Origin of the sequence: Chryseobacterium sp. WLY505 (assembly GCF_030846215.1) — a bacterium.
Taxonomy (GTDB): Bacteria; Bacteroidota; Bacteroidia; order Flavobacteriales; family Weeksellaceae; genus Chryseobacterium.
Genome location: NZ_JAVCWI010000006.1, coordinates 159,366 through 185,238 on the forward strand (window position 1 = coordinate 159,366; position 25,873 = coordinate 185,238).

Below are 25,873 nucleotides of genomic sequence, written 5' to 3' on the forward strand. Positions count from 1 at the left end.
TTACTTATTGCGATCCGGACGGGACTCGAACCCGCGACCTCCGCCGTGACAGGGCGGCATTCTAACCAGCTGAACTACCGGATCAATTTTTTTAAAAAGAAATTGAGAAAACTTCTGCGATCCGGACGGGACTCGAACCCGCGACCTCCGCCGTGACAGGGCGGCATTCTAACCAGCTGAACTACCGGATCAATTTTTTAAAAAGAAATTGAGAAAACTTCTGCGATCCGGACGGGACTCGAACCCGCGACCTCCGCCGTGACAGGGCGGCATTCTAACCAGCTGAACTACCGGATCAATTTTTTTAAAGAACGTCGTTTCTTTTTCGTGGTTGCAAAATTACAACTTTTTTTGTTATCTGCAAATTATTTTAAAAAAAATGCCTCCCAATACTGGAAGGCGTTCATTATCAAACTTATTTTTTTTATAAGTGAGCGCTTAATTTTTCAGCAATTACCTCTTTTGGAGCTACACCCACTAATTTATCTACTACTTCTCCATTTTTAAAAATAAGAACTGTAGGAATATTTCTGATTCCATACTGCATAGAAATCTCCTGGTTGTTGTCTACATCTACTTTCCCTACTACTGCTTTACCTTCAAAATCTGATGCTACTTCTTCGATGATTGGTCCTAAAGTTCTGCAAGGTCCGCACCATACTGCCCAGAAGTCTACTAATACCGGTTTGTCTGATTTTAAAACCGTATCCTGAAATGAGCTGTCTGTAATTTCTAAAGCCATTTTTGTTTCTTTTATTTTAATTAATATTATTTTCTTTTACTCCTTATTTGGATATTCAAAATTACGCTTTTTAGAGCACAAGACTATCTATGCTCAACATTAGTTTTTTCTATATCGTAATCTTTTGAAATTTCCTTTAATGCATTTACTAATGTATCGATCTCTGCTTTCGTTGTCATATGGCTGAACGAAATACGTAATGGGGTACAGTGATCCATTTCATCCTCAGAAAGCACCATCATCATCACCATTGAGGGTTTTGACGCTCCAGATGAACATGCACTTCCCTGAGAAACTGCAATTCCTTTCATATCCAATTGAAGTCCTATCAGCGGGTTTTTATAAGGCAACAAAGCACTTAAAACCGTATAAAGACTGTTTTCCTTCTCAGCACTTCTTCCATTGAATTTAATCCCTGTAATTTCTGCAGAAAGTCTTTCAATTGCATAATCCTTGATATCCTGCATATGGTTGGTATATTCCTCCATATGATTCAGAGAAAGTTCTAATGCTTTTCCCAGTCCTACGATACCACAAACATTTTCAGTTCCAGCTCTAAGGCTTCTTTCCTGAGGTCCTCCGGTAATAATTCCTTTTAAACCTGTTGCTTTTCTGATGAATGCAAATCCAGCTCCTTTTGGACCATGGAATTTATGGGCACTGCAGGATGCAAAATCCACAGGAATGTCAGAGAAGTCAAGGTCCATATGAGCCATTGTCTGTACGGTATCTGAGTGGAAAAGTGCCTGATACTGTTTGCAAAGCTGGGCAACCTGTTTAAGATTAATGATATTTCCTATTTCGTTATTGGCATGCATTAAGCTTACCAATGTTTTTTTATCTGAAGCTTTTAAAAGTTCTTCTAACTTGGCAAGATCAATATCTCCTTTTTCATTTGGGCGGATGTAGTTTACTTCTACTCCTTTTCTGCTTTTCATATCCAGAATACTTTCAGAAACACATTTATGTTCCAGAGGAGAGCTGATGATTCTTTCTACTCCAAGGTGTTCTACCGAGGATTTGATGATCATATTGTTTGATTCGGTACCACAGGAAGTGAAAATGATCTCAGCAGGAGTTACATGAAGATAGTCTGCAACCTGTCGTCTTACATTTTCAATAAGGATTTTTGCTTCCTGACCAAAACTGTGTGTTGAAGACGGGTTTCCGAAATTCATTTTCATAGTGCCAACCATTGCATCTATAACTTCTTCTGCAAGCGGAGTGGTTGCGGCATTATCTAAATATACTTTATCCATTATTATTTTGAATATTTTAATTCTACAGAGGTAAATTTATAATCTGTGGGAACAGTAAATATAAACCAAGGGCTTGAGATCACCTGAATTTCCATTCCACCGGAAGGTTCACCAGCCGGAACTTCTACATACAGAATCTGATTTTTCACAGATATATTTTTGATCTCTTCAATTTTGTGACTTCCTGATCTGAAGGTTCCCAAATTGTATAAAACGACTTTTTTATTTTTCGGAAATTGCGGGTATTTGATATAAGATTCTTTTCCCAGTTCTGAAATACCAAAACTTCCGCTGATAATATTGCGAAAATCCTTTTCGTCTTTAATGATCTTAAAGCCGGGAGCATCGGTTCCTCCCTGATTTTCAGAAACAAGGAGCTCAGTATTTTCCTGCATGGCAGAAGACTTCTGAGATGAAGTGCTTGCACAGCTCATGAAGATTGCTGCACATGCAATTAACAGGCTTTTCATTTTTTACAATTTTATCTCCCAAAATTAGTGAAAAAATTGGTAATGTCCCTCATTTGCCCATTTCAACATTGGCCGATCTCCTGAGGTATCACCAAATGCAATAATTTTATCGTATTTAGAATCGTTGATTTCCTCTTTAATTCTTACCAGTTTTTCTTTCCCGTTACAATTTTTTCCTACAAAATTTCCTGTGAAAACCCCATTCTTAAACTCTGCCCGGGTAGAAACAAGCTCCATTTTCAGTTCATCCGCGAAAGGCTTCACCCAGATATCTAATGAAGCGGTTACCAATAAACTCTGTGTATTATTCCTATCGATATTTTTTATAAAGTCTAATGCATTTTCCCTCACTATTTTAGGATAATGGTGTTCAAAAAATTGTTTAGATTTCTGTTCGATTTTTTCCTGGGTTTGCCCTCTTAAAATAGAACCGATAAAACTTTTTTTCACTTTTTCTGTTTCAGCCAGTTTCAGCTTCAGGAGAATAAAGAGAGGTACATGTCTTAAAAATTGTATACGATATTTTGTAGAATCGTAGAATTTAAGATACATAAACATTGTATCTTTATACGTAAGGGTTCCGTCAAAATCAAAACAATACAATTTTTTCATTTTTTAAAGCTTTAATTTCTTGAATATAAACTCAGGGATATTCCTGATAATCATCATGATAATACTCCAAACCGGCAAAACATATGCCACATTTCTCTCCTTTTTGAAGGCTTTGTAAATACAGGAAGCAGCCTGTTTGGGAGTTGCTGTCAGTTTCGGATTTAAAGGCAGGCCTTCTGTCATCTTAGTTGCCATAAACCCGGGTTTTATGGTAAGAACGTGTACTTTTTTATCAAAAAGATAGTTTCTCAAACCGCTCAGATAAGCAGTAAAAGCTGCTTTTGCACTACCATAGATAAAGTTACTCTGCCTTCCCCTGTCTCCTGCCACGGACGAGAGCCCAATAATTGTTCCGGATCTTCTGCTTTCAAATTTTTGAGCAAAATAATTCAATACAGGCACCAGTTTTGAATAATTGATATCAATGATACGTTCTGTATTTCTGTTATCATACAATCCTTCTTCAGTTCCTTCGCCCAAATATCCTACAGCACAAAATAATACATTTGAATTGATATTATCAAATCTATTGTAATCAATTTCTTTTGTCAGATCAAGTTCTATAACTTCCGCCTGCTGCAGAAACTTTACATCAATATGTCTTGCAAAACGCTCTGTAGTTTCTTTATTTGAGGTAAAAAGATAGATTTTTTCAAACTTTTCTCCTTCCTGAAGTGCTTTTTCCACAAAAGCCTGTGCCACTTCAGATGTACTTCCCAGAACTATCATTATGAATTGTTATTTATGATTCTTTTGTGCTGTAAAGACACAAATTTCGGATTTTGAATATTTTTCAGGTAACTGGTAAGAGATGATCTGCTCATGCTGTCCTTGGTAAGATAAATTCTTCCTCCGAACTCCTGAACAATAGCATCCAGCTGATCTACCAGTTTTTTCAGTTTTGAATTAACTTTAAAATCCAGAGCCAATGTGTACCCTTCAACAGGGAATGAGTTATAAGCCTGAGGATTGTTTTTTCCAAAAAGTTTTAACACTGCTAAAAATGATCCGTTTCCACTTCTTGCTATTGTTTCAAGAATTCTTTTCATTCCTTCTTTTCCTGTTTCTTTAGGAATGACCATCTGATACTGTATAAAACCGGATTTCCCATAAATTTTATTCCAATCGGTGATCGCATCTAAAGGATAGAAAAACGTTTCATAATCGATAAAGTTTTTCACCTCTTTTTTAGACTGCTTTTTATAGTACAGCCAGTTGAATATTTTTACAGTAAGGGCATTCAGTACAAATCCCGGAAAATAAAAAGGTACGGTAGGCTGTAATTTTTTCTTTAATCTTAAAGGTGTTTTTGAAAAACTCTGAGGAAGTTCATGCTGAAACGCATGCTCTCCTCTCATAAGAATACTTCTTCCTATATTTTTTCCTTTCTGAAGACAATCTATCCATGCAACAGTGTAGGTCCAGTTTTCACTTTCATCGAACAGTTTAAATATCTCATCCAGATTGTCTGCTTTGATACTTTCCTGGCGAATATATGCGGACTCTATATTTTTAAGTTTAAATTTTGCGGTAAGAATAATTCCTGTAAGTCCCATTCCACCAATGGTAGCCCAGAACTTTTCAGAATTCTCTTCTCTGGAACAGGTAATAATTTCACCTTTCTCAGTCATGAGCTTAAACTCGATCACATATTCTGAAAAACATCCTTCTGCGTGATGGTTTTTTCCATGAACATCAGAAGCGATAGCTCCTCCTACTGATACAAATTTTGTCCCGGGAGTAACATATAGAAAGTAACCCTGTGGAACTGCTATTTCCAGTACATCTGAAAGCAGCACTCCGGATTCACATTCTATGACTCCATTTAAACGGTCAAAATTGATGAATTTATTTAATTTCTTAGTTGAAAATATAGATTCTCCCAACGAAGCATCTCCATAGCATCTTCCATTTCCTCTTGCAATAACTTCGTTGTGACTGAGTACAAATTCTTTTATTTTTCTGAAACTGTCCTCAGATCTCATTTCCTTCTCTACTATTGGGAAATTTCCCCAGTTTGTAACTTTCTGTATGAAATTCGGTTTCATTTCTTAAAATAAATTTGAATTAAAAATGCAACGACCCAGAGCAATAAAGTAACCTGTATATAACGGTCTCTGTACACAATTTTCGTGGGAGATTCCGTTCTGTTGTAAACCAGGGTCTGCTGAAGATATCTTAACAACGCAAATACCACAAAAATCACGGTATAAAAGACTCTTTCGTGAAACCTTGCCTGAACTTCCGGAGAGAGTGTAAACATCAGATAGCAGACAATAGCCAGTGTAATAGAAATGGATAAAGCAATATCTGCAAACTGCACGTTATAGCCATCCAGCGCTTTTCTTGTTTTTCCTGAAACCTGGGCATTGATAAGTTCTCCCCTTCTTTTTCCTATAGCCAGTACCAAAGCCAATACAAATGTCAGCAGAATCGCCCATTGTGATATACTGATTCCGGTGATATAACCTCCAGCCAGTACACGCAGTACAAACCCAATGGCAATAATAAAGATATCAATAATAGGAACATGCTTCAACCTGAAAGTATAGGCAAGATTCATCATCACATAGAATCCAACAATGGTCGCAAATTTCCAAAGATACTCGTGGAAATAGATCTGTGTAAAAAATACAAGAGCAATATCTGTAATGACCAGGCCTATAAGAATTCCTATCGCTTTTGATTTTGAAATAGCCCCACTCGCTAATGGTCTTCTTCTTTTTTCCGGGTGCTTTCTGTCTGCTTCAATATCATTGTAATCATTCAGGATATAGACCACACTTGCAGCAAGCGAAAATATAACAAATGCAAAAATGCTTTTGAGAAGCAGATCTATATTGGTAATATTACCTGAAAAGAACAGAGGGACAAATACAAAAAGGTTTTTCACCCATTGCTCCACACGGAGCAGTTTTAAATATTTCTTCATTTATGTTATTTCAAATACAAAAATAATAAATTCAAAATTTCTAGCATAAAAATACAAAAAAAACCGCCGGGGCGGTCTTTTACGAAAATATTTATATATTAAATTAACTATTGCCCTTGTTTGGCATCGTTAATCATTTTTTCATTGGCAGTAATAGCAAACTCTACTCTTCTGTTTTTAGCTCTTCCTTCATCGGTATCGTTACTTGCTACAGGCATTGCTTCACCTTCACCTTTTGTAAACATTCTGCTTGATGCAATTCCTTTTCCTGATAAGTAGGCTTTCACAGCGTCTGCTCTTCTTTGAGAAAGTTTAAGGTTATACTCATCAGAACCTTTGCTGTCTGTGTGACCATAGATATTGATATTGGTATCTGGGTTATTAGCCAATACTTCAGCTAATTTATCAAGGTTTGTCTGTGCTACAGAAGTAAGGTTTGAAGAGTCGAAAGCGAAATTAACAATACTTTCATTCATGGTTACTTTGATACCATCTCCTACTCTTTCTACCTGAGCACCTGGTAAAGTTTCTTTAATATCTTTAGCTTGCTTATCCATTTTGTTACCGATAACGTTACCTGCAACACCACCGATAATACCTCCTAATACAGCTCCGATAGCACCGTTTCCTCCTTTACCTACATTATTACCAAGGATACCTCCCAGTACTGCTCCTGAAGCAACACCTACTGCTGTACCTCTTTGTTGGTGATTTGAATTCTGAACCGCTTCACAGCTTGTCAATAATAATGCTGATGACAAGAAAAGGGCTCCTACGTATGTTTTTGTAAATTTCATTTTTTTTGATCTTTTATGTTGATAAATTATTTCATTCCTGTTCTCTGGAAGTTGTAAACTACTTTTACATTACCTCCTTCAAAAGGAACATCCTGCTCCAGTGAAAACTGATCTGTACTCTGATTGATCATGGTAAGGCTGTAACCAGCTGTATTTTGTTTTGCTTTAGTACCTGAAGCAATTTTTTTAAACATAAACGTATTACCGCCTTTTACTTCAAATTTGATAGGCTGTGTAATTGCCGGGCAATCTCCACCACCGTTTAAAGTATACGCTCCTGTCCAGTTATTAGGAATCAATCTCCAGTGGCTTCCTACGAAGCACTGTGCATCTGCACCTTCGTCAAAAGGTTTAATTTTATAACCTTTATCATAATCTATGCTCACAATCTGCCAGTCTCCTTTCATTTTAAGGAAGTCGGCTCTTTGATTTTGAGATGTAGCTGCTTTGTTAACAGAGGAACACGAAACTGCAAAAAGTGATGTTCCCAACATCCCTGCAAGTAGTAACTTTTTCATTTTGTTGTTTATTATTTTGTTACTATAAAGTTACAAAAAACCGTGCCAAAATTTAAAATAAAAAATAAAAAGTCCGAAAAAATTCGGACTCTTTATGGTTTCTCCTTAAACAGAGGGAGATAAATTATTTTTTAACAGCCTTTTTTACGGATTTCGAAGGCTTGGCAGTGCCTGAAGGTTTCCCTTTGTAGAAATTCGTATATGCGTATTCTGCTGCTTTTTTAAGGTCGATAACTCCACCAGCCTGAGATTGGTCTCCAAATCCATCTGCTGTACTTGGATTGCTGCTTTTCACAAGAGCTTCAATGATCTGATAAGGTTTCAGATCAGGCATATAAGCCAGTAAAACAGCTGCTCCTCCGGCTACAACAGGGGAAGCCATAGAAGTACCCTGAAGGTATTTATATTCGTTTTTAGGAACGGTAGAATAGATTTCTTCTCCCGGAGCAAAAACGTTCACCATTTTTTTATTGTAATTAGAAAAATCTGCTCTCAGCGCATTGTTTTTATTGGTACTTGCCCCTACTACAAGAACATTGCTTACAAACGGTTTTTCGTCGGTAACATTTTTAAAGTTGGTAGGATATGCCAAGTGCTCTGCTACATCTTCATTTTCGTTACCGGCAGCTTTTACTAAAAGTACTCCTTTATCTTCAGCATATTTGAAAGCATCCCAAACCACATTTTTACCAGGAGAAACAGGTTTTCCAAAGCTCATATTTAATACTTTCGCTCCGTTATCTACTGCATATCTGATCGCATTAGCAACGTCTTTATCTCTTTCATCACCATTAGGGACAGTTCTTACGGACATGATTTTAGCCACTTTGGAAGCAACTCCGTACTGAACTTCTTTTCCTTGCGGAAGTCCGGCAATAATACCTGCCACGTGGGTTCCATGTTCTGCATCAGGTCCTTCATAGTGATTATTTCCATAGATTTTTTCAGAATAATCATCGTAGTTATCCCCTACAATTTCTTTTCTCGGATCATATGAAAGGTCATACTGTTTTGCTGCAGGAGCAAAATGATCGATGGCTTCTTTCATTTCCTCCTTCATCTTTTTTTCAAATTCCGCGGCTGATTTTCCTTTGAATTCCGGACTTTGTGAAATCTGGCCTAAAAATTCCTTCGCAATGGCATCTCTCTGATCTGTCGGAGCTTTGATTGCAGCAATAGTTTCAGCGGTTACAGGCTTACCTGCCAGCAGTTTTACCATATTAGGAATCAGCTCGTTCAGCATAGAATAAGTCTGAAAGTTTTGTTTTGCCTCGATACTTTTTTTATTGAACATATCTTTGGCTTTCATATACATCTCAAACTCTTCCTTCATTTTAGCCTGGTTGGCTTTATTTTTTGTGGAATCATCTCCTTCAAAAACAGGTTTATATTTGGCAACCACTCTCGTCACCTCCATGTTATCGATATCAATATCACCGTTTTTACCTCCTATGAAATTCCATCCGTGTACATCATCAATATATCCGTTTCCATCGTCATCTTTACCATTTCCGGGAACTTCATTAGGGTTTGACCAAAGATTCTTTACCAATCCGGGGTGATCTACCTGTACTCCGCTGTCTAACACTCCCACCACTACGGTTTTAGGCTTCAGGCCTTTAGATTCCAAGTATTTATAAGCATTTGCTGTATTTACTCCATATACTTTTGAAGTTGCAAAATCTTTATGATACCATGTCATCAGATCTTTATCTTCGTTGGGATCAATACTTTTAGCTTTAGATTCCTGTGCAAAGGACAAACTAAAACCTGCAAAAAAAACTGCAGCTAATAATACCTTTTTCATATGTTGATATTTAATTTTTAAAGACATATTCCAATCGCCACCTTATGTTTTCTATCCTGAAAATTTCATCAAAAGCGATTGTATGTTAACCTAATTGTTTTACATTTTTTATATACACCAATGATTCCGGGCCTTTATTACAAATAAGATCAAGAACCGAAAGGTCTTCCAAAAATCCTAATTTATCAGAAAACGTCTGGTAATATTCTTCCATTTGAAATTCTGAAGGAAGTTTTGCCGAAAACTTTTCTCTGAAACTGTTACTCTCCGGATTTTTGATATATTCTTCATTCAAAGAGTGTGCCTTTTCTGTTTTAAGTATCTGTTGGATTACTTCTATCCCTTTAAGGTTAAAATCCAGAAGAAACTTTTCTTTAAGGTCAAATATTTTTCTGAACTTATCTTCATAATATTCGAAATAAGGGGAGCTCTGGTATGCGGTCTTAATGGATTTCCAATGAAGCGTTCTCCAGTCTTCACGGTAAGAGATCTCTACGTCTTTAAATTCTCTTTTCCCGTTATGGTTAATGGGAATTATTAATGACAATTTTCCGTTAGCTCCATAGATGTTGGCTCTGTTTCTATACGTCTGCTTCGGGAAATTTTCAAACTGTTCAAATACAATTTCATTCTCAGGATTCAAAAATACTGAGAACCATGAGATTGGGGGCATATAAAATGCCGGCAATAATACATTCGTCATATTCATAATACAAAAATGAAGTATTTTTTCAAATACTTCATTCTATTTTAAGTTTAATTTTTCTATTAGTTGTCTTCAGTCTTTTTCTTTCTGAATAATTTCATGAAATACTCCCATCCGAAGAACAGAATAAGGATCATCGCAGCAATCCACCAGTAAGAAGTTTTATTGGATTCTCCTGTATTGGTTGCTTTGAACATTCTTTCCCAACGGATTTTTTTAGGAGCCTGATACGTTGAGCTCGCATCCGGGAACACTCCCTGCACACTCATCCATGTAAACATTGGTTTTCCAACAATATTTTCCTCAGGAACAAAACCAAAGAATCTTGCATCTAATGATGCATCTCTGTTGTCCCCAATCATCATATAATAATCCTGCTGAATGGTATACTGACTCGCTTCTTTACCATTAATGAAGATCTTTCCGTTTTTCTTTTCTAAACTGTTGTGTTCATATTCAGAAATAATCCATTGGTACATTGGAAGTGTCTCCTGATTGATCGCCACCACATCTCCCTTTTTAGGAATTCTGACAGGTCCGTACCAATCCTGATTCCAAGGTTTGTTGATTGGGAAAATGGATTGTGTGGTATCAATTTTAGTTTTAGCTTCGTCTCTGTAATATACGGCAGCTTCTCCTTTTGGCGAAACTTCTTCCTTCATATCAATAACGTGAGGAAGTTCTTTAATTTCTTTAGCTGTTTTATCTGTTAAGCCCTGGAATCCATAAAGGAAACCTCCGTTATTCTGCTGTACTTCCTGAACCGGTAAAAATCCATAAGCTTTATATAAAGTAGGGATATCCAGTTGCGCGTCCGTCGTTACAATATATCTGTGCTGTACTTCCTGATCTCCTAAAACAACTTCCGGCTTTCCGTTCACGAAAAGTCTTCCGGCTCTCATTTCAAAAGTATCTCCTGCTGTAGCCACACATCTTTTTACATAAGGATCTTTTCTGTCAATAGCAGTATGTACGGAATCCTGAGGATAGTTGAAAACTACCACATCATTTTTCTGTGGTTTGTTGAACTGTAAAATTCTTGTATAAGGAAGCTTTACTGCATCTACATAAGATTTAGGATCATCTTTTGGATTTCCTTTCTGTCCGGTATCCATAATGGTTCCCTGAAGGAAAGGTATGGCTACAGGGCGCATTGGAAGTCTGTAACCGTAGCTCCATTTGTTTACAAAAAGGAAGTCACCTACCAATAATGTTCTTTCCATAGATCCTGTAGGAATCCCGAAAGGCTGTGTTACAAAAACGTGGATAATGGTAGCGAAAACTACAGCAAAGGTAATGGAACCAATGAATGTATCTTTCTTCTTATCATTTTTCTCTTCGTCTGTAAGAAAGAGATCGTTTGCATTTTCATCTTCTAACTCTACATCTTTAGAATAGTTGATGACCGCCATATAAATAAACGGCAGAATCACGGTAAGAATCTGATCTTTGAAAAGTGTTTTCCCGAACTTCTTCACTAAATAAAGGTGGAAAACAGACATCATGATTGGCCCTACTATCGGAAGATAAGAAAGGATTGCCCACCATTTCGGATGTTTTGTTTCTTTAAGAATAATGAAATAGTTATAGAAAGGGATAAAAGCAAATAAAGGGCTATACCCCATTTTCTTGAACAGTTTCCAAGATGAAATCCCCATCAATACGGATAGTATGAGGACATATACTGTATAAGTTAAAAAATAATTCATAAATTTTTGTGCCTATTCTTAAGATATAAATAATAAAAATGATGAGTAATAAATGATAAAAGCATCCGCTGTTTACAATTCACTATTCATCATTTCCTGCTTATTGGTCTGCAATTTACAGAATTTGTTACAAATTAAAGTCCCAAAACGTCTTTCATTGCGAAGTTTCCTTTTTTATCTTTAATCCACTCGGCAGCGACTACGGCTCCCAGTGCAAAACCGTTTCTGTTGAAAGCGGTATGCTTGATCTCGATTTCGTCTACTTCACTTCTATAATATACGCTGTGTGTTCCCGGAACTTCATCTTCACGAACCGCAAAAATTCCAAGCTGCTTACCTTCTGTTTCTTCCAGCTTCCAGGCATCGAATTTCGGATTGTTTTGAATGATTCCTTCTGCAATGGAAATAGCAGTTCCACTTGGAGCATCTTTTTTATGGATGTGGTGAATTTCTTCCAGCTGACAAGAATATTCATCCACATTTTTCATCAGATCCGCCAGTTTTTCGTTGAGCGCAAAGAATAAATTCACGCCTAAACTAAAGTTAGAACCATATAAGAAAGCAGTTCCATTATCTACCGCTAGTTTTTCAATTTCAGCTTTTTGATCAAGCCATCCTGTTGTTCCGCAGATTACCGGAATTTTATTTTCAAGACAAGCTTTGATGTTTTCAAATGCAACTTCCGGCAGTGAGAACTCAATCACAACATCCGGATTATTAAGATTCTCAGCAGTGGGGGTTTCCTTCAGACGGGCAACTACTTCATGACCTCTCTTCTGTGCGATCTCATCAATGATCTTACCCATTTTACCGTAACCGACTAATGCTATTTTCATATAATCTTTTTATTTTTTAATCTGCATCCGATCCTCAGAACTTCTGCAGGTGTATTGTCTTTTAAAATCTGTAACTTAAACTGAATCCTGTTTTTGGTGCGCTGTACCCATACTGATCCTGAATAACTGATGGTTTAAAAACCAAATCCGGATCATGACGGCTTTCGTAAAGGTGGGCATCTACTACAGCATCTACAATATTCAGAATATAGATCAAACCTGTAATAGCAATGGCATAATCCCTTTGTCTTTTGGCTCTGTCCTGCGCATTCCCCAAAGCTTTTTTGTCCAGCCACGGGTGACTGTCTACAAATTCATTGGGAGTACCATTCAGTTTTGCCACGTAATATTCGCGGTATTTTTTGTATTGATTATCATTCCATACGGCAATACCAACTCCTGCACCTACCGCTCCCCAAACAATCGGAATTTTCCAGTATTTTTTGTTATAAAACTGTCCTAATCCAGGTAATACGGCGGAGTATAATCCCGCTCTGGTAGGGTTTAGCTTTAAAGTTTTTGCTGTGGGGCCATTGGCTTTTTCAAGATCTTCTATAATCTTTGCTTCTGTTTTGCCTGGTTTTACCACACGAGCTTCTTCCTTCGGAGGAGTCTGCATCCGAACGGTATCGATAGGTTTTACTTGTGAGTAAGCCAGTGCAGCGATACACAAGAAAAATGTGAAAAATATTTTCTTCATTTATTTAATATGGGATAAAATATATTCCAGCTCTTCTTCATTTTTGAAGTCCAGAACAATTTTACCTTTTTTACCATTTCCAGAAGATTTGATTTCCACTTTTACGTCTAGGATATCTGCGATGGTCTTCTGGGCTTTTTTATAGTTATTGGAAAGCTCCTCTTTTGCTTTTTTAGCAGCGGGAGACTTTGGGTTCTTCAATGCAGCAGCAGCCTGTTCAGCCTGACGAACATTTAATTTTTCTTTGATAATAAGATCAAATAAAACCTGCTGATCTTCTTCACTTTCAAGACTGATAATTGCCCTTCCGTGTCCTGCAGAAATCTCACCGCTTCTGATGGCATTCTGAATATCCGGATTTAATCTTAATAGTCTGATAGAATTGGTAATGGTACTTCTGTCCTTTCCTATTCTCTGGCTCAGGTTTTCCTGAGTAAGACCGATTTCCTCTAAAAGCCTGTGATAGGTTAATGCTATTTCAATAGCATCAAGATCTTCTCTCTGGATATTTTCAACAAGAGCCATCTCAAGAAGCTCCTGGTCATTGACTAAACGGATATAGGCAGGAATAGTCGTTAACCCTGCAATTTTAGTTGCCCTGTAACGTCTTTCCCCGGAAATGATTTCAAACTTCTCCCCATCTTTTCTCAGGGTAATCGGCTGGATTACGCCTAAGTTTTTAATGGACTGTGCAAGTTCGTTTAAAGCTTTTTCATCAAAATAAGTTCTCGGCTGCGTCGGATTCGGATAGATATCTTCAAGCGCAACTTCCACAATATTTCCCACAAACTTATCTGCTCCTTCATCAGTAGCGGAATTGATCGTTGCTTTGGATTCTGCACTTAAAATGGCGCCCAAGCCGCGTCCCATAGCTCTTTTTTTGTCCTTCATAGATATAATTGATAAATGATGTTTGAAAAGTGATGACTGGCATTCACTCGTTGGCCATTTATTATTAAATTAATTCTTTATTAAGTTTTCATTCTTTAAAAGAACTTCTTCAGCTAACTGAATATACTGAACCGCTCCTTTACTTTCTGCATCATAGTTCAGGATACTTTCTCCAAAACTTGGTGCTTCACTCAATCTTACGTTTCTGCTGATGATGGTTTCAAAAACCATTTCAGGGAAATGCAGATTTACTTCTTCAACCACCTGATTGGATAATCTCAATCGGCTGTCGTACATCGTTAAAAGAAGACCTTCTATTCCAAGATCTTTATTGTGGATTTTCTGCACATTTTTAACGGTATTCAAAAGTTTGCCAAGCCCTTCCAATGCAAAGTACTCACACTGGATCGGAATAATTACAGAGTCTGCTGCTGTAAGCGCATTCACGGTAATAAGACCTAAACTCGGTGCACAGTCGATGATAATATAATCATAATCATCTCTTACGCTTGCCAGTGCTTTTTTCAGCATATACTCACGGTCTTCCTTGTCTACCAATTCAATTTCCGCAGCTACAAGGTCGATGTGTGACGGGATAATATCCAGATTTGGAGTTGCAGTTCTCTTGATACAAACTCTTGTATCCGCACTATGCTCCAGTAGATTATAGGTAGAATACTGAACATCCTCAACACCCAGACCGGATGTTGCATTCGCCTGAGGGTCAGCATCAATGATTAATATTCTTTTTTCCAATACTCCTAATGCTGCCGCCAAATTTACAGCGGTGGTAGTTTTACCAACACCTCCTTTTTGATTAGCAATACCTATGATTTTTGCCATTATTAGAACTTTAAGTTTCAAAAATACACTTTTTTCTTTGCTCTCGGTGAGTGGAGAAAATCAAAATTGAGTTAAAATATTGTTAATAAGCAATTTAACAATAAAAAAAATTATCCACAAAAAAAATTCTTTGTGGATAACTATTTGAAATTTACTTTTCCGTATTAATTCTCAAATTTCATGGAGATAGGAAATTTGAAATAACTTCTTACGTATTCTCCTTTTTTGTTTTTGGCCGGGATCCATTTTCCTCTGTTGGAAATTGTTTTAATTGTTCTCATTGCCTCATTATTAAAATCGGCGTTGGTTCCGTTAGCTTTTACCCCTGAGATGGTTCCGTCCATTTCTACAATAAAGGTAACTGTCGTCTTTACAACATCTTCGGATTCAAATCCTGAACTGTCGAAGCTGTTCATTACTTTATTTCTGAAGGAGTCTATTCCTCCTGCAAAATTGGCTTCTACACTTAATTCCGTTTCAATCTTTTTAGGATCTGTCTTTTCCATTACCGGATCAGCCTTTACAGCGGGTGGCCCATCTCCTCCGATAATACGTGGAACAATTGGAATATAGGTTGTATTGGGTACTTCTTTGCCTTCCGATGTTTCTGTGCTTGCTACTGCATTCGTTTTATCTACAACTTGTTTTTCATTGGTAACAATTGCTTTAGGCTCTGGCAATCTTTCATCGTATGTTTTTACTGCGGGAGCTGGCGGCGTTGGTTTTACAATTTGTACCGGCGGATCTTTCGGTTTTTCTATCTCCTGAATTTCAACGACTCTCGGAAGTTCATATACTGTTCCAACAGGCTCGTCCACAGGTTTCATTGCAGAAATTACAAACGGTGTAATGGATACTGCAGCCATTAAACTTGCTCCGATAAAAAGCGCTTTGGTTAATATTCTATCTGATTCGTTTCTTAATACATAGGCACCATAGTCTTTATTGCGGTGCTCAAACAGGACTTCGTTGAACCGAAATTCCTGGTTTTGGTTATGTTGTTTCATCACTACTACTATTTAAACTGTTAAAAAATTGTGATTATTAGTTTTGTTAGCTCTTATCGATAAGCAATATTGTAATATCAAAACATCTGCCAAAATTTTAACAAAACAACATAATATTAGAAAATTTTATGACAATGTTTAAATTTTAACATTTACAAACAGAAAGTTTATCTAGAAAAACACTACTATTTTTCATACAAATAAAGAAACACAAATCACAGATTACAAGCTGAGTAAAGACATTATAAAAGCAGTAGAATAAGAGTAAGCGGTACTAATAGTCCCAGTGCATTAATAACAATCAGAATAATAGAACTGATCTTTGTTTTCAAAAAGCTTTTTGCAGCAAAATAGATTCCGCCCGTACTAAAAAGCAAACTGCAGACAATAAAAAGGATTAGTAAAAAATTTGAACTTAGACGGAATGGTAGCCCTAAATATACTATAAATAAAACAGCATAAGCAATGGTAAGATACAAACTGATCACAATATTATCCAGAAAACGCTGGGGTATTTTATTCTCTTCCATAATTTCTCTTTTGTACACTTTGTCTTAAAGCAAAAGTATGCAAAAATTCAAAATCGGGATTATTGCTTGAATAAAGGGCTGCCTATCCTTGTCAAGGTTTTTAACCTTGACAAGGATAAAAGTAAATTTTTAAAACAAAAAAAAGAGACCATCCCATGATGATCTCTCTGTTATTTATATCTTTAAGAATATTAGAATAATTCTTTTCTGATGATGTTCTGACTTCTTTCAGGACCTACAGAAACTAAGTATACATTGATTCCTAAGTATTTTTCAATAAACTCAATGTATTTCTGAGCAGTATCAGGAAGTTCATCATAGCTTCTTGCTTTGGTAATATCTTCGCTCCAACCTGGTAAATCCTGATAGATTGGTTCGTAGTTGTATAATTTTTCTGTTGAAGAAGTGAAATAATCTATGATTTTTCCGTCTTCAGTTTTGTAATGTGTTACTACTTTCAGGTTCTCAATTCCTGTAAGAACGTCAAGCTTAGTGATCACAAGATTGTTGATCCCGTTGATCATACAAGCATGCTTTAAAGAAACAAGGTCTAACCAACCTGTTCTTCTTGGTCTACCTGTAGTTGCTCCGAATTCACCACCAATCTGTCTGATTTTTTCACCCAGCTCGTTATCTAATTCAGAAGGGAAAGGTCCGTTTCCTACTCTTGTACAGTAAGCTTTTGCTACTCCGATAAGGTTCTGAAGTGAAGTTGGTGGAACACCAGCTCCTGAACACACCCCTCCTGTAGATGGAGAAGATGAAGTTACGTATGGATAGGTACCGAAATCGATATCAAGCATTAATGCCTGTGCTCCTTCGAATAAAACGTTTTTACCGTCTCTGATCGCCTCGTTAAGCTCTAATTCAGTATCAACGATTCTGTCCTGAAGCTGCTTTCCGATTGCTAAATATTCGTTGTAGATTTCCTCAACGTCTAATGTTGGCTTTCCGTAATATTTTTCAAAAAGAGAATTCTTAACTTTTAAGTTTTTCTCAATTTTATCTCTTAAAATCTCAGGATTTAAAAGGTCTACCATTCTGATCCCGACTCTTGCAATTTTATCTTCATAACAAGGTCCGATTCCTTTTTTGGTAGTTCCGATCTGAGTTCCTCCGTGTTCCTCTTCACGGTAAGTATCCAAAAGGATGTGGTAAGGCATGATGACATGCGCTCTTCTGCTGATAAAGATATGATCTGTTCTTAAGCCTTTGCTCTCGATCTGACCAACTTCTTTAATGAAAGACTTAGGGTTTACCACTACTCCGTTCGCAATGATACATTTCCCTTTGCATTGAAGAACTCCTGAAGGAAGAAGGTGTAGAACGAATTTCTCATCACCCACATAAACCGTGTGACCAGCGTTGTCTCCACCCTGGAAACGCACTACATAGTCCGATTTTGCTGATAAAACATCCGTGATTTTACCTTTACCTTCATCTCCGTACTGAAGACCTACAACTACATAAGTTGACATATTTTACTTTTGTTTTTAGATTCGTGCAAAATTACTTTTAAAAAATTGGGTGAGCAAATTTGTGATGGATTTTATTTTTGAGTGGGGTGGAAATTATAGTATTTTACTTTATTATCTCATAGATCTAATCTTGTTAAAACAATCGGTAAATTATTTAGCAACAAGTGATGAAAGTTATGTTGATTTTTGATAAAGAAAACAATTATTCTTTAGATGAATACAAAGAAATATTATTCAATAACTTAGTTTAATTTTTTTTGATAAAATACCAAAAATTGGTATCTTTGATTAAAATTAACACAATGGCAAAAAACACATCCATACTATTAGGCGATTATTTTGACAACTTTATCAGCCAACAAATTAAATCCGGAAAATTTTCTTCTGCCAGTGAAGTTATAAGAACAGCTTTAAGAATGTTCGAACATGAAGAATCTAAAAAAACAGAATTAATCAACGAATTAAAAAAAGGGGAAAAATCTGGTTTTGTTGAAAATTTTGACCGTAAAGAATTTTTGAAAAACCTTCATCAAAAACATTCTGCTGACTAAATGAAATACAAAATCAGTAAAGAAGCGTCAAATGATTTAGAAAAAATCTGGCTTTACACCTTCGAAACCTGGTCAGTAAAACAGGCAGATCATTATTTTGATTTACTTATGAATGAAATTGAGTACTTATCTGAGAATCCAAAATCTGGAAAAGATTACGGTGAAATTACGAAAGGATATTTCCGTTCAAGGGTGAAATCTCATTTTATATTTTACAAAATCAATCTTGAAAATGAAGAAATTGAAATCATAAGAATTCTTCATCAACAAATGGATATTTCATCAATATTAGATGAATAGAAAAATCATTAATTCTGTATCTTTAATTACCCTCCAAACCAAAAGAGAATCCCACCCATGAGATCACTACTAAAATCAGGATACCTATCTGTAACCTCAAACGATCAAACCCAACTCTTTTATACTTTATTTTATCCGGAAGCATCTTCTGTGAAAGCCACCCTGCTTATTGTTCACGGCATGCAGGAACACAGCGGAAGATATGCAGAGATTGCTGAATATTTTGCCAGTCATGGAATTGCTGTATTGGCTTATGATCATCTGGGGCACGGAAAATCTGTAAAAGACAAAAAAGAGATTGGCTTCTTTCAGCTTGAAAAGCCGGATGAAAGGCTTGTTGCAGATGCAGAAATGATGGCAGATTATCTTGCAGAGCAATATCCGGATGCTCCTCATTTTATTTTGGGACATTCTATGGGATCTTTTATTACGCGTTGTCTTCTTCAAAAGGCAAGCAATAAATTTTCCGGAGCTATCATTACGGGAACAGGCGGACCTTTGCCTGGAATAGATCTATTGAGAGGTTATTTGTCATTGGCCAATGCCATAGCGCCTCATCATCGTACTTTTTTGAATTCTGTTTTCACGAGTGTCAATAACAAACATTTTAAAAAGGATAAAGACTTCAGTGATACCAGCTGGCTGAGTGTAGATACAAAAAACAGAAAAGCTTTTGAACAGGATGAACTTTGCGGAATTCCGTTTACCCATAATGCTTTTTATACTTTATTTACCATTTATAAAAAAGCTACTGCAAGAAACTGGGCATCTTCAATTTCAAAATCGTTTCCTTTTTTATTTGTAAGTGGGCAGAATGATCCGATTGGTGACTTTGGAAAAGGTGTCATGAAAACCGCCAACAACTTAAAAACTGACGGTTTTCAACATGTAGACGTAAAAATCTATCCGGAAATGCGTCATGAAATTTTGAACGAATCCATAAGAGAAGAGGTACTGAAGGAAATTTATAAGTGGATATTTAAATTCAATAATCATAGAGAATAAAAATTCCAGATAGCAATTATCTGGAATTTCTGTATAGGTTTTGGCTAAAGCCGATGGAGTTGTTTTGATGTTGAAGGCGGGCTAAAGCCCACCCCTATTGAATATCTAAAGGATTTTGTTTGATTTGCAAGAAATATAATAATTACCCCAGCATCAAATCTCTGTCAATTCCAATCTCCTTCAGAAAAACTTCATCATGGGAAATAACCAATAGGGTTCCGTGATAATCTTTGATAGAATTGGTGAGAATTTCTACATTTTGCAGATCTAAGTTATTGGTTGGTTCATCAAGGATAATCATATCCGGCGCTTTATTACTGATGGAAAGTCCGCAAAGAAGTAACCGTAAACGTTCACCGCCACTCAGCATCCCACATTTCTTGTCCCAGGTGTCTTTCCAGAATAAAAATCTGGACAATAATGTTTTCACTTCGGATTCCTGCATGGCAGTGTCATTGAAAGTCTGTACAAAATCATAAAGCGTCGATTCATAATCAATCAGGGAATATTCCTGATCAATATAGATGCTGTTGAATTCCGTCTTATTTATTTTCCCTTCCGAAGGGTCAAGTTTTCCCAACAGAAGCTTTATCAATGTCGTTTTCCCGGACCCGTTTGAACCTTTCACTGAGATTCGATCTCCGCTTCGGACCTCAAGGCTGATATTTTCTTTCCAGAGTTTTTCTTTTCCGTAAGTGAAATTAACATCTTCAGCGGCAACAAGGATCTTTCCTGAATGAAGATTGGAATCATTAAAATTCACTTTCATCTGATCAGAATTCTTTAAAGAGGAGCGCAGATCTCTCAAATCACCGGAAATCCCACTGATTTTCTCGGCGTGTACACTTTTAAGTTTTGAACTATTTTTTTCAGCATTATTCCTGAGCGTATTCATCATAATTCTGGCTACTCCGGATTTTTCCTGCTTTCCTTTACCTCTTGCATCCAGCTTTTGCTTTCGTTCCAGGGTTTCCCGTTCTTTTTCTTTTGCTTTTTTCAGAGCCCGTTCTTTGGAATGGATATCATTTTGCAATGCTTCCTGCTCCACTTCTTTCTGCTCTGCATAAAAGTCATAGTTTCCACCATAAGTTGCAATTCCCTGATTGCTTAATTCGAATATGGTATCCACAAGATTGAGCAAAGTACGGTCGTGGCTTACGATAACCACTGTTGCATCTGTTTTGTCAATAAGATCATACAAGAGTTTTCTTCCTTCCCTATCCAGGTGATTGGTCGGCTCATCCAATATGATCGTATCAGGTTGATTAATCTGAATTCCGGCGAGAAAAACTTTAGTCTTCTGTCCTCCACTCAGGCCTTCCAGCTTTTGAGTTAATTCAAAATTTTCAAGTCCCCAATGCTCCAAAGCATGCTGACATCGTTCTTCAATATCCCAGTCGTCATTGAGTGTTTCAAAATACATTTCATCCACTTCTCCATTGGTAATTTTTTGAAGAGCATCGAGTTTCTGATCTATTTTCAGACATTCTGCAATGGTAAGATGATTGCAATTCCCGAACATCTGCGGTACATAAAAGATATTGCCTGGGACATTAATATTCCCTTCTAAAGGTTGTATTTCGCCCGCGATTATTTTCAGCAGGGTTGATTTCCCCATACCGTTACTCCCTACCAGGGCAGATTTGGTATGAGACTGTATTGTTAAATTGATATGATTGAATAGGAGATTTCCTCCCGGAAACCCAAAGGATATATTTTGCAGTAAAATCATGATTTCTTTCTTAATAAAGGTTGAACACCGGCAACATTATTGTTACCGTTTTATTGAGTCTGAAAGAAATGATATCCTACATATCTGTTTTTTTGGGTTTTGAAAGAACAAAGATAGTCATTTTCCGTAATATATGATTCTTCACAAAAATACAAGACAATTATCATCATATTGTTCTGCCTTATTTCAAACACCTGTTTTTTATCGCTTTCTAAATCCTTTTTTTAGGGCTATATCATTCTATCTCATTAAAAATCTTATCATTATTACTCTTTAAACATTGTTCGTTATCCTATTCAATTTTGCTGTTGCGATATCTTTTAACTTTCGAACTGATAAAAACAGGAAAGTATTTTAATCAAAAATCCGTAACTTTGCCAACTACTAAAAATTTTATGGAAAGCATTAAAGTTCACGACAAAACTTTCGTTCCTTATTTAAAGGATGCCGAAATTCAGGAAATTGTAAAAGAGACAGCGTTAAGAATTTATGAAGATTACAAGGATGAAGTTCCTGTTTTCATTGGGGTATTAAATGGAGTGGTGATGTTCTTCTCTGATCTTTTAAAATATTACCCGGGAGAATGCGAAATTGCCTTCATTCAAATGAGTTCTTATGTAGGAACCGAATCTACAGGGATCGTTTATCAGAAAATGGAGCTTACTAAAGAAGTGAAAGACCGTCACATCATTCTTGTAGAAGACATTGTAGATACAGGAAATACGGTTGAAAGTCTTTTCAAATATTTCAAGGAAACACAACGTCCTAAATCTATAAAACTGGCTAGTTTCTTATTGAAACCTGAGATTTACAAGAAAGATTTCAAACTGGATTATATCGGAAAAGAAATTCCTAATAAGTTTGTACTTGGATACGGACTGGATTATGATGAGTTAGGAAGAAACCTACCGAATTTATATCAGTTGGAAGACGGACAAATCAACCATTAAATGCTGTTGGCTATTAGCTGATAGCTTTTAGCTTAAAATTATATAAAGAAATAAATTTAATAATAACTTAAAAAAGCTGAAAGCAAAAAAGCAAGCCGCCAAAAGCCACGAGCCAGAAGCAAAATGCCCATTGCTGGAAGCGTATCAACATTATGATAAACATTGTTCTGTTCGGCCCTCCAGGAAGTGGAAAAGGAACACAAGCTCAGAATCTAATCGAGAAATTCAATTTAAAACAGGTTTCAACGGGTGATCTTTTCAGATACAATATGAAAAATGACACTGAACTTGGAAAACTGGCTAAGTCATATATCGATAAGGGAGAACTGGTTCCGGATCAGGTAACAACAGATATGCTGATCGACGAGATCAAAAAACCTACTGATACCAACGGTTTTATTTTTGACGGATATCCAAGAACCACTGCACAGACAGAAGCTTTGGAAACGATCGTTAAAGAAGTACTGAATGACGAGATTGACATCTGTCTTTCATTGGTAGTAGAGGACAAAATTTTGGTTGAAAGACTTTTGAAAAGAGGTGAAACCAGCGGAAGATCAGACGACAGCAATGTAGAGATCATCGAAAACAGAATTAAAGAATATTATACCAAAACAGCAGAAGTTGCCGAGCTTTATAAGCAGCAGGGTAAATATGTAGAGGTAAACGGTGTTGGAGAAATTGATGAGATTTCCCAAAAACTTTTCGCTGAGGTAGAGAAAATTAAATAATCGGGATACGGGTGCGGGATAGAAAATTTCCTCCCGTAGCCTGCAACTCGCAACACAAACTATATGTCTAACTTTGTAGATTACGTAAAGATCCATTGTAAAAGCGGACACGGAGGTGCTGGTTCTGCCCACCTTCGCCGTGAAAAGTATATCCCTAAAGGTGGTCCTGACGGTGGCGACGGAGGTCGTGGCGGACACGTCATCATGAGAGGAAATGCTAATGAATGGACTTTGCTTCCACTCCGATACACCCGTCACATAAAAGCAGAACGAGGTGAAAACGGAGCGAAAAACCAGCTGACAGGAGCTGACGGTTCTGATATTTATATTGATGTTCCTATCGGGACTATCGCTAAAAATGAGGAAGGTGAAATTATTGGAGAAATCCTTGAAGATAAGCAGGAAATCATTTTGATGCAGGGAGGAAAAGGTGGAAAAGGAAACGAACATTTCAAATCCTCTACCAACCAGACTCCAAGATATGCTCAGCCCGGAATGGATGGTGAAGAAGGCTATGTGGTCTTCGAACTTAAAATCTTAGCCGATGTAGGACTTGTTGGATTTCCAAATGCTGGAAAATCTACACTTTTAGCCTCTGTTTCTGCGGCAAAGCCAAAAATTGCCAACTACGCTTTTACCACATTGACTCCTAACCTTGGAATTGTAGATTACAGAAATTACAAATCATTTGTAATGGCTGATATCCCGGGAATTATTGAAGGAGCAGCAGAAGGAAAAGGCTTAGGACACAGGTTCCTGAGACATATTGAAAGAAACTCTATCCTTTTATTCTTAATTCCTGCTGATTCTGAAAATCATTTCCAGGAGTTTAAAATTCTTGAAAATGAATTGAAAGAATATAACCCAGAATTACTGGATAAAGATTTCATTGTTTCCGTTTCAAAATCTGATCTTCTGGATGATGAACTGAAAAAGGAAATCGCTGCAGAGTTCCCGGAAAACAAACAGCCTTTATTCTTCTCAGGAGTTACCGGAGAAGGTCTTATGGAGCTGAAAGATGCGATCTGGAAACAATTGCACGGATAAAAATGCATTGATTCATCAGTTTTATTTTGAAAATAGAACTGCATCATAAAAAATAGCCTCAGATTTTCTCTGAGGCTGTTTTTATTTATACAATTTCTTCCACTCAATATTTTAAACCATTAAGAAGGATGTAGGAAATAAAGAATAGTTAAGATGAATCATTCTGATTATTAAGCACAAAGCGAAGCTTACCTTAATACTCTTAAACTCTTATTAAATCTTAATGGTTCAAAAAATAAGGTTTAAATAGATTTTTCATTTTATATTTAACATAAAAACAAAGAAAGGTTTTATCTTTTGGAACAATTATTGGGAGATCCTTTCAAATTAAAAAAACTATGAAATATTTGCTAGCCATTTGTGCATTTGTATTTTTAACATCCTGTACAACTTCTCAAAAAGTGAATTCAAAATATGCTGCCATCGAATATGAAGCAACTCCATGCTTTGGATTCTGTCCAGTTTTTAAAATGACAGTCAATCCAGACAGAACTGCAGTCTTTGAAGCGGAGCACTTTAATTTTAATGATAAACCTTCGAAGGATGAGTTTTCAAAGCCACGTGAAGGAACTTTTAAAGGAACCATTAAAGAAGAAGATTACAATAAATTAATCAGTTTACTTGATGGCTTAAATATAAAAAGTTTGAATGATAAATACGGTGAGCACAATATCACCGATCTTCCAACGTCTTATTTAAGAATCAAATTCGCTGACGGAACTTCAAAAAATGTGGAAGACTATGGAAAACGTGGAAGTGAAAAGCTTTCGGAAGTGTATCAGTTTTTTGAAAACTTAAGAAAGAATCAACAATGGAATAAAGTGAAATAGATTCACTAAAATATTTAAATTATCTTTGTAACAGTAATTCCTTCGTTTGGAGGAATTATTTTTTTATAAAAACTTTTAATCATTTAAAAATAAATATGAAGAAGAACATTTTCTTTATCACAGTATTTGCTTTCTCAGCAATATTTAATGCACAAGAAAACACAAAAGATCAAGCATCTATGAGCTTTGGCGTAAAGGGAGGATATTCATTATCCAATATGAAGTTTTTTGGAACCGGGCTGGATTCAAAATCCTATTTTTATTTAGGTATTGCAGCAGAGCAGCCTTTATCTTCTAAATTTGGCTTACAGGCTGAATTACTATACACTCAATTGGGTGGTAAAGACGCTTATCCCTGGTATGAGTTGGTAGGCAATGAAGTGGTAGACGTGGGTGATATGCACTTTAATTACAAATTCAACCAGATACAGGTTCCCATTTCAGTAAAATATTATATTGTTCCAGAACTTTCTGCTTCTGTAGGGATGAACTTAGGATTTAATATATCATCCAAAGTAAAAATGAATACTGTTTTTGATGAGGCTGAAACCCACAATTACGAATCTTTAAAAACCTTGAATTTATTTCCTTTTCTGGGTGCAGAATATAAGATTAATCAAAAGTTTTTTGTTGACGCCAGATACAATTTCAATTTTATAGAAACGAATAAAAGCAATGCTGTTCCTACTAAAATTGGATTTCTTCAGGCTGGTGTAGGATATAGATTTAAATAAACATTAGTTTTTACATCAATAAAATGACTGCTCATATACGGGTGGTCATTTTATTTTATATCCTTAGCAGGATCTTTATAAAAACCTAAAATACTAAAAGGATATCTTAATTTTTTTTAAACTACCTTTGCAGAATGTAATTCTTTCAGACTGAAG

28 protein-coding genes and 3 tRNA genes are annotated in these 25,873 nt (G+C 36.3%); 8 read left to right on the forward strand and 23 right to left on the reverse strand.

Annotated features, from left to right (window positions below):
• Positions 1–10 precede the first annotated feature (10 nt).
• From RAH34_RS14310 to RAH34_RS14415, 22 genes are all read right to left on the reverse strand, one after another.
• Positions 11–84, reverse strand: a tRNA-Asp gene (locus tag RAH34_RS14310).
• 33 nt (positions 85–117) lie between these two features.
• Positions 118–191: transfer RNA gene (locus tag RAH34_RS14315), tRNA-Asp, on the reverse strand.
• Positions 192–223: 32 nt separating this feature from the next.
• A tRNA-Asp gene (locus tag RAH34_RS14320) sits at positions 224–297 on the reverse strand.
• A 127-nt stretch (positions 298–424) separates the two neighbouring features.
• Positions 425–742 carry a thioredoxin gene (trxA, locus tag RAH34_RS14325; RefSeq protein ID WP_027374941.1) on the reverse strand — a complete coding sequence of 106 codons (318 nt, stop codon included), beginning with the start codon at positions 740–742 and terminating at the stop codon, positions 425–427.
• An 83-nt stretch (positions 743–825) separates the two neighbouring features.
• The gene (locus tag RAH34_RS14330) at positions 826–2,001 is read right to left on the reverse strand and encodes a cysteine desulfurase family protein (RefSeq protein ID WP_306596570.1); all 1,176 of its coding nucleotides are present in this window, start codon (positions 1,999–2,001) and stop codon (positions 826–828) included.
• Between the two features lie 2 nt (positions 2,002–2,003).
• Positions 2,004–2,471: a hypothetical protein gene (locus RAH34_RS14335; protein ID WP_114821416.1), complete on the reverse strand. Its 468-nt coding sequence runs from the start codon at positions 2,469–2,471 to the stop codon at positions 2,004–2,006.
• Between the two features lie 24 nt (positions 2,472–2,495).
• The gene (locus RAH34_RS14340) at positions 2,496–3,083 is read right to left on the reverse strand and encodes an HAD-IB family hydrolase (protein WP_079240776.1); all 588 of its coding nucleotides are present in this window, start codon (positions 3,081–3,083) and stop codon (positions 2,496–2,498) included.
• Positions 3,084–3,086: 3 nt separating this feature from the next.
• The gene (locus RAH34_RS14345; RefSeq protein WP_306596571.1) at positions 3,087–3,812 is read right to left on the reverse strand and encodes an SDR family NAD(P)-dependent oxidoreductase; all 726 of its coding nucleotides are present in this window, start codon (positions 3,810–3,812) and stop codon (positions 3,087–3,089) included.
• Positions 3,812–5,131, reverse strand: coding sequence for an FAD-binding oxidoreductase (locus RAH34_RS14350; protein ID WP_114821414.1), 1,320 nt, complete (start codon positions 5,129–5,131; stop codon positions 3,812–3,814). Before RAH34_RS14350 ends, RAH34_RS14345 begins: the two co-directional genes overlap by 1 nt.
• Positions 5,128–6,015, reverse strand: a complete 888-nt coding sequence (locus RAH34_RS14355; RefSeq protein WP_062676409.1) for a decaprenyl-phosphate phosphoribosyltransferase — start codon at positions 6,013–6,015, stop codon at positions 5,128–5,130. The genes RAH34_RS14350 and RAH34_RS14355 overlap by 4 nt, the downstream gene beginning before the upstream one ends.
• A 107-nt stretch (positions 6,016–6,122) precedes the next feature.
• Entirely contained in the window at positions 6,123–6,812 is a 690-nt protein-coding gene (locus tag RAH34_RS14360; RefSeq protein WP_114821413.1) for an OmpA family protein, read from the reverse strand.
• Positions 6,813–6,838: 26 nt separating this feature from the next.
• On the reverse strand, positions 6,839–7,330 hold the full coding sequence (locus tag RAH34_RS14365; protein WP_047433063.1) for a lipocalin family protein: 492 nt from the start codon (positions 7,328–7,330) through the stop codon (positions 6,839–6,841).
• Positions 7,331–7,454: 124 nt separating this feature from the next.
• Entirely contained in the window at positions 7,455–9,137 is a 1,683-nt protein-coding gene (locus RAH34_RS14370; protein WP_306596572.1) for a S8 family serine peptidase, read from the reverse strand.
• Between the two features lie 85 nt (positions 9,138–9,222).
• Positions 9,223–9,846 carry a WbqC family protein gene (locus RAH34_RS14375; RefSeq protein ID WP_185144353.1) on the reverse strand — a complete coding sequence of 208 codons (624 nt, stop codon included), beginning with the start codon at positions 9,844–9,846 and terminating at the stop codon, positions 9,223–9,225.
• 59 nt (positions 9,847–9,905) lie between these two features.
• Positions 9,906–11,552: a signal peptidase I gene (gene lepB, locus RAH34_RS14380; protein WP_114821412.1), complete on the reverse strand. Its 1,647-nt coding sequence runs from the start codon at positions 11,550–11,552 to the stop codon at positions 9,906–9,908.
• 134 nt (positions 11,553–11,686) lie between these two features.
• Positions 11,687–12,388, reverse strand: coding sequence for a 4-hydroxy-tetrahydrodipicolinate reductase (gene dapB, locus RAH34_RS14385; protein ID WP_114821411.1), 702 nt, complete (start codon positions 12,386–12,388; stop codon positions 11,687–11,689).
• 61 nt (positions 12,389–12,449) lie between these two features.
• A complete protein-coding gene (locus RAH34_RS14390; protein WP_306596573.1) occupies positions 12,450–13,088 on the reverse strand; it encodes a DUF5683 domain-containing protein in 639 nt (212 codons plus the stop codon).
• Complete coding sequence (locus RAH34_RS14395) at positions 13,089–13,979, reverse strand: ParB/RepB/Spo0J family partition protein (RefSeq protein WP_306596574.1); 891 nt, start codon at positions 13,977–13,979, stop codon at positions 13,089–13,091.
• Positions 13,980–14,048: 69 nt separating this feature from the next.
• Positions 14,049–14,822 carry a ParA family protein gene (locus RAH34_RS14400; RefSeq protein WP_002981269.1) on the reverse strand — a complete coding sequence of 258 codons (774 nt, stop codon included), beginning with the start codon at positions 14,820–14,822 and terminating at the stop codon, positions 14,049–14,051.
• A 164-nt stretch (positions 14,823–14,986) separates the two neighbouring features.
• A complete protein-coding gene (locus RAH34_RS14405; RefSeq protein ID WP_306596575.1) occupies positions 14,987–15,829 on the reverse strand; it encodes an energy transducer TonB in 843 nt (280 codons plus the stop codon).
• A 242-nt stretch (positions 15,830–16,071) separates the two neighbouring features.
• Positions 16,072–16,359, reverse strand: coding sequence for a hypothetical protein (locus tag RAH34_RS14410; RefSeq protein WP_162800939.1), 288 nt, complete (start codon positions 16,357–16,359; stop codon positions 16,072–16,074).
• 191 nt (positions 16,360–16,550) lie between these two features.
• On the reverse strand, positions 16,551–17,837 hold the full coding sequence (locus tag RAH34_RS14415; RefSeq protein WP_062676417.1) for an adenylosuccinate synthase: 1,287 nt from the start codon (positions 17,835–17,837) through the stop codon (positions 16,551–16,553).
• Positions 17,838–18,139: 302 nt separating this feature from the next.
• On the opposite strand from RAH34_RS14415, the gene RAH34_RS14420 reads away from it, so the two are divergent.
• The 3 genes from RAH34_RS14420 to RAH34_RS14430 are packed head-to-tail and all read left to right on the forward strand — an operon-like array spanning position 18,140 to position 19,693.
• Positions 18,140–18,388 carry a type II toxin-antitoxin system ParD family antitoxin gene (locus RAH34_RS14420; RefSeq protein WP_114821407.1) on the forward strand — a complete coding sequence of 83 codons (249 nt, stop codon included), beginning with the start codon at positions 18,140–18,142 and terminating at the stop codon, positions 18,386–18,388.
• Positions 18,389–18,688 carry a type II toxin-antitoxin system RelE/ParE family toxin gene (locus RAH34_RS14425; protein ID WP_306596576.1) on the forward strand — a complete coding sequence of 100 codons (300 nt, stop codon included), beginning with the start codon at positions 18,389–18,391 and terminating at the stop codon, positions 18,686–18,688.
• Positions 18,689–18,745: 57 nt separating this feature from the next.
• Positions 18,746–19,693 (forward strand): alpha/beta fold hydrolase, encoded by a 948-nt coding sequence (locus tag RAH34_RS14430; protein ID WP_306596577.1) that lies wholly within the window; start codon positions 18,746–18,748, stop codon positions 19,691–19,693.
• Between the two features lie 142 nt (positions 19,694–19,835).
• Here the strand turns inward: RAH34_RS14430 and RAH34_RS14435 are convergent, their stop codons facing one another.
• On the reverse strand, positions 19,836–21,425 hold the full coding sequence (locus RAH34_RS14435) for an ABC-F family ATP-binding cassette domain-containing protein (RefSeq protein ID WP_306596578.1): 1,590 nt from the start codon (positions 21,423–21,425) through the stop codon (positions 19,836–19,838).
• Positions 21,426–21,820: 395 nt separating this feature from the next.
• Between RAH34_RS14435 and RAH34_RS14440 the strand changes: the two genes are divergently transcribed.
• The 5 genes from RAH34_RS14440 (at position 21,821) to RAH34_RS14460 (ending at position 25,717) form a co-directional block, all read left to right on the forward strand.
• On the forward strand, positions 21,821–22,375 hold the full coding sequence (locus tag RAH34_RS14440) for a phosphoribosyltransferase (RefSeq protein ID WP_034697447.1): 555 nt from the start codon (positions 21,821–21,823) through the stop codon (positions 22,373–22,375).
• 152 nt (positions 22,376–22,527) lie between these two features.
• On the forward strand, positions 22,528–23,106 hold the full coding sequence (locus RAH34_RS14445) for an adenylate kinase (RefSeq protein ID WP_034697446.1): 579 nt from the start codon (positions 22,528–22,530) through the stop codon (positions 23,104–23,106).
• Between the two features lie 63 nt (positions 23,107–23,169).
• The gene (obgE, locus tag RAH34_RS14450) at positions 23,170–24,153 is read left to right on the forward strand and encodes a GTPase ObgE (protein WP_076596748.1); all 984 of its coding nucleotides are present in this window, start codon (positions 23,170–23,172) and stop codon (positions 24,151–24,153) included.
• A 338-nt stretch (positions 24,154–24,491) separates the two neighbouring features.
• Positions 24,492–24,983 carry a DUF6438 domain-containing protein gene (locus tag RAH34_RS14455; RefSeq protein WP_114821403.1) on the forward strand — a complete coding sequence of 164 codons (492 nt, stop codon included), beginning with the start codon at positions 24,492–24,494 and terminating at the stop codon, positions 24,981–24,983.
• A gap of 95 nt (positions 24,984–25,078) precedes the next feature.
• Complete coding sequence (locus RAH34_RS14460) at positions 25,079–25,717, forward strand: porin family protein (RefSeq protein ID WP_306596579.1); 639 nt, start codon at positions 25,079–25,081, stop codon at positions 25,715–25,717.
• The last annotated feature ends 156 nt before the right edge of the window (positions 25,718–25,873 follow it).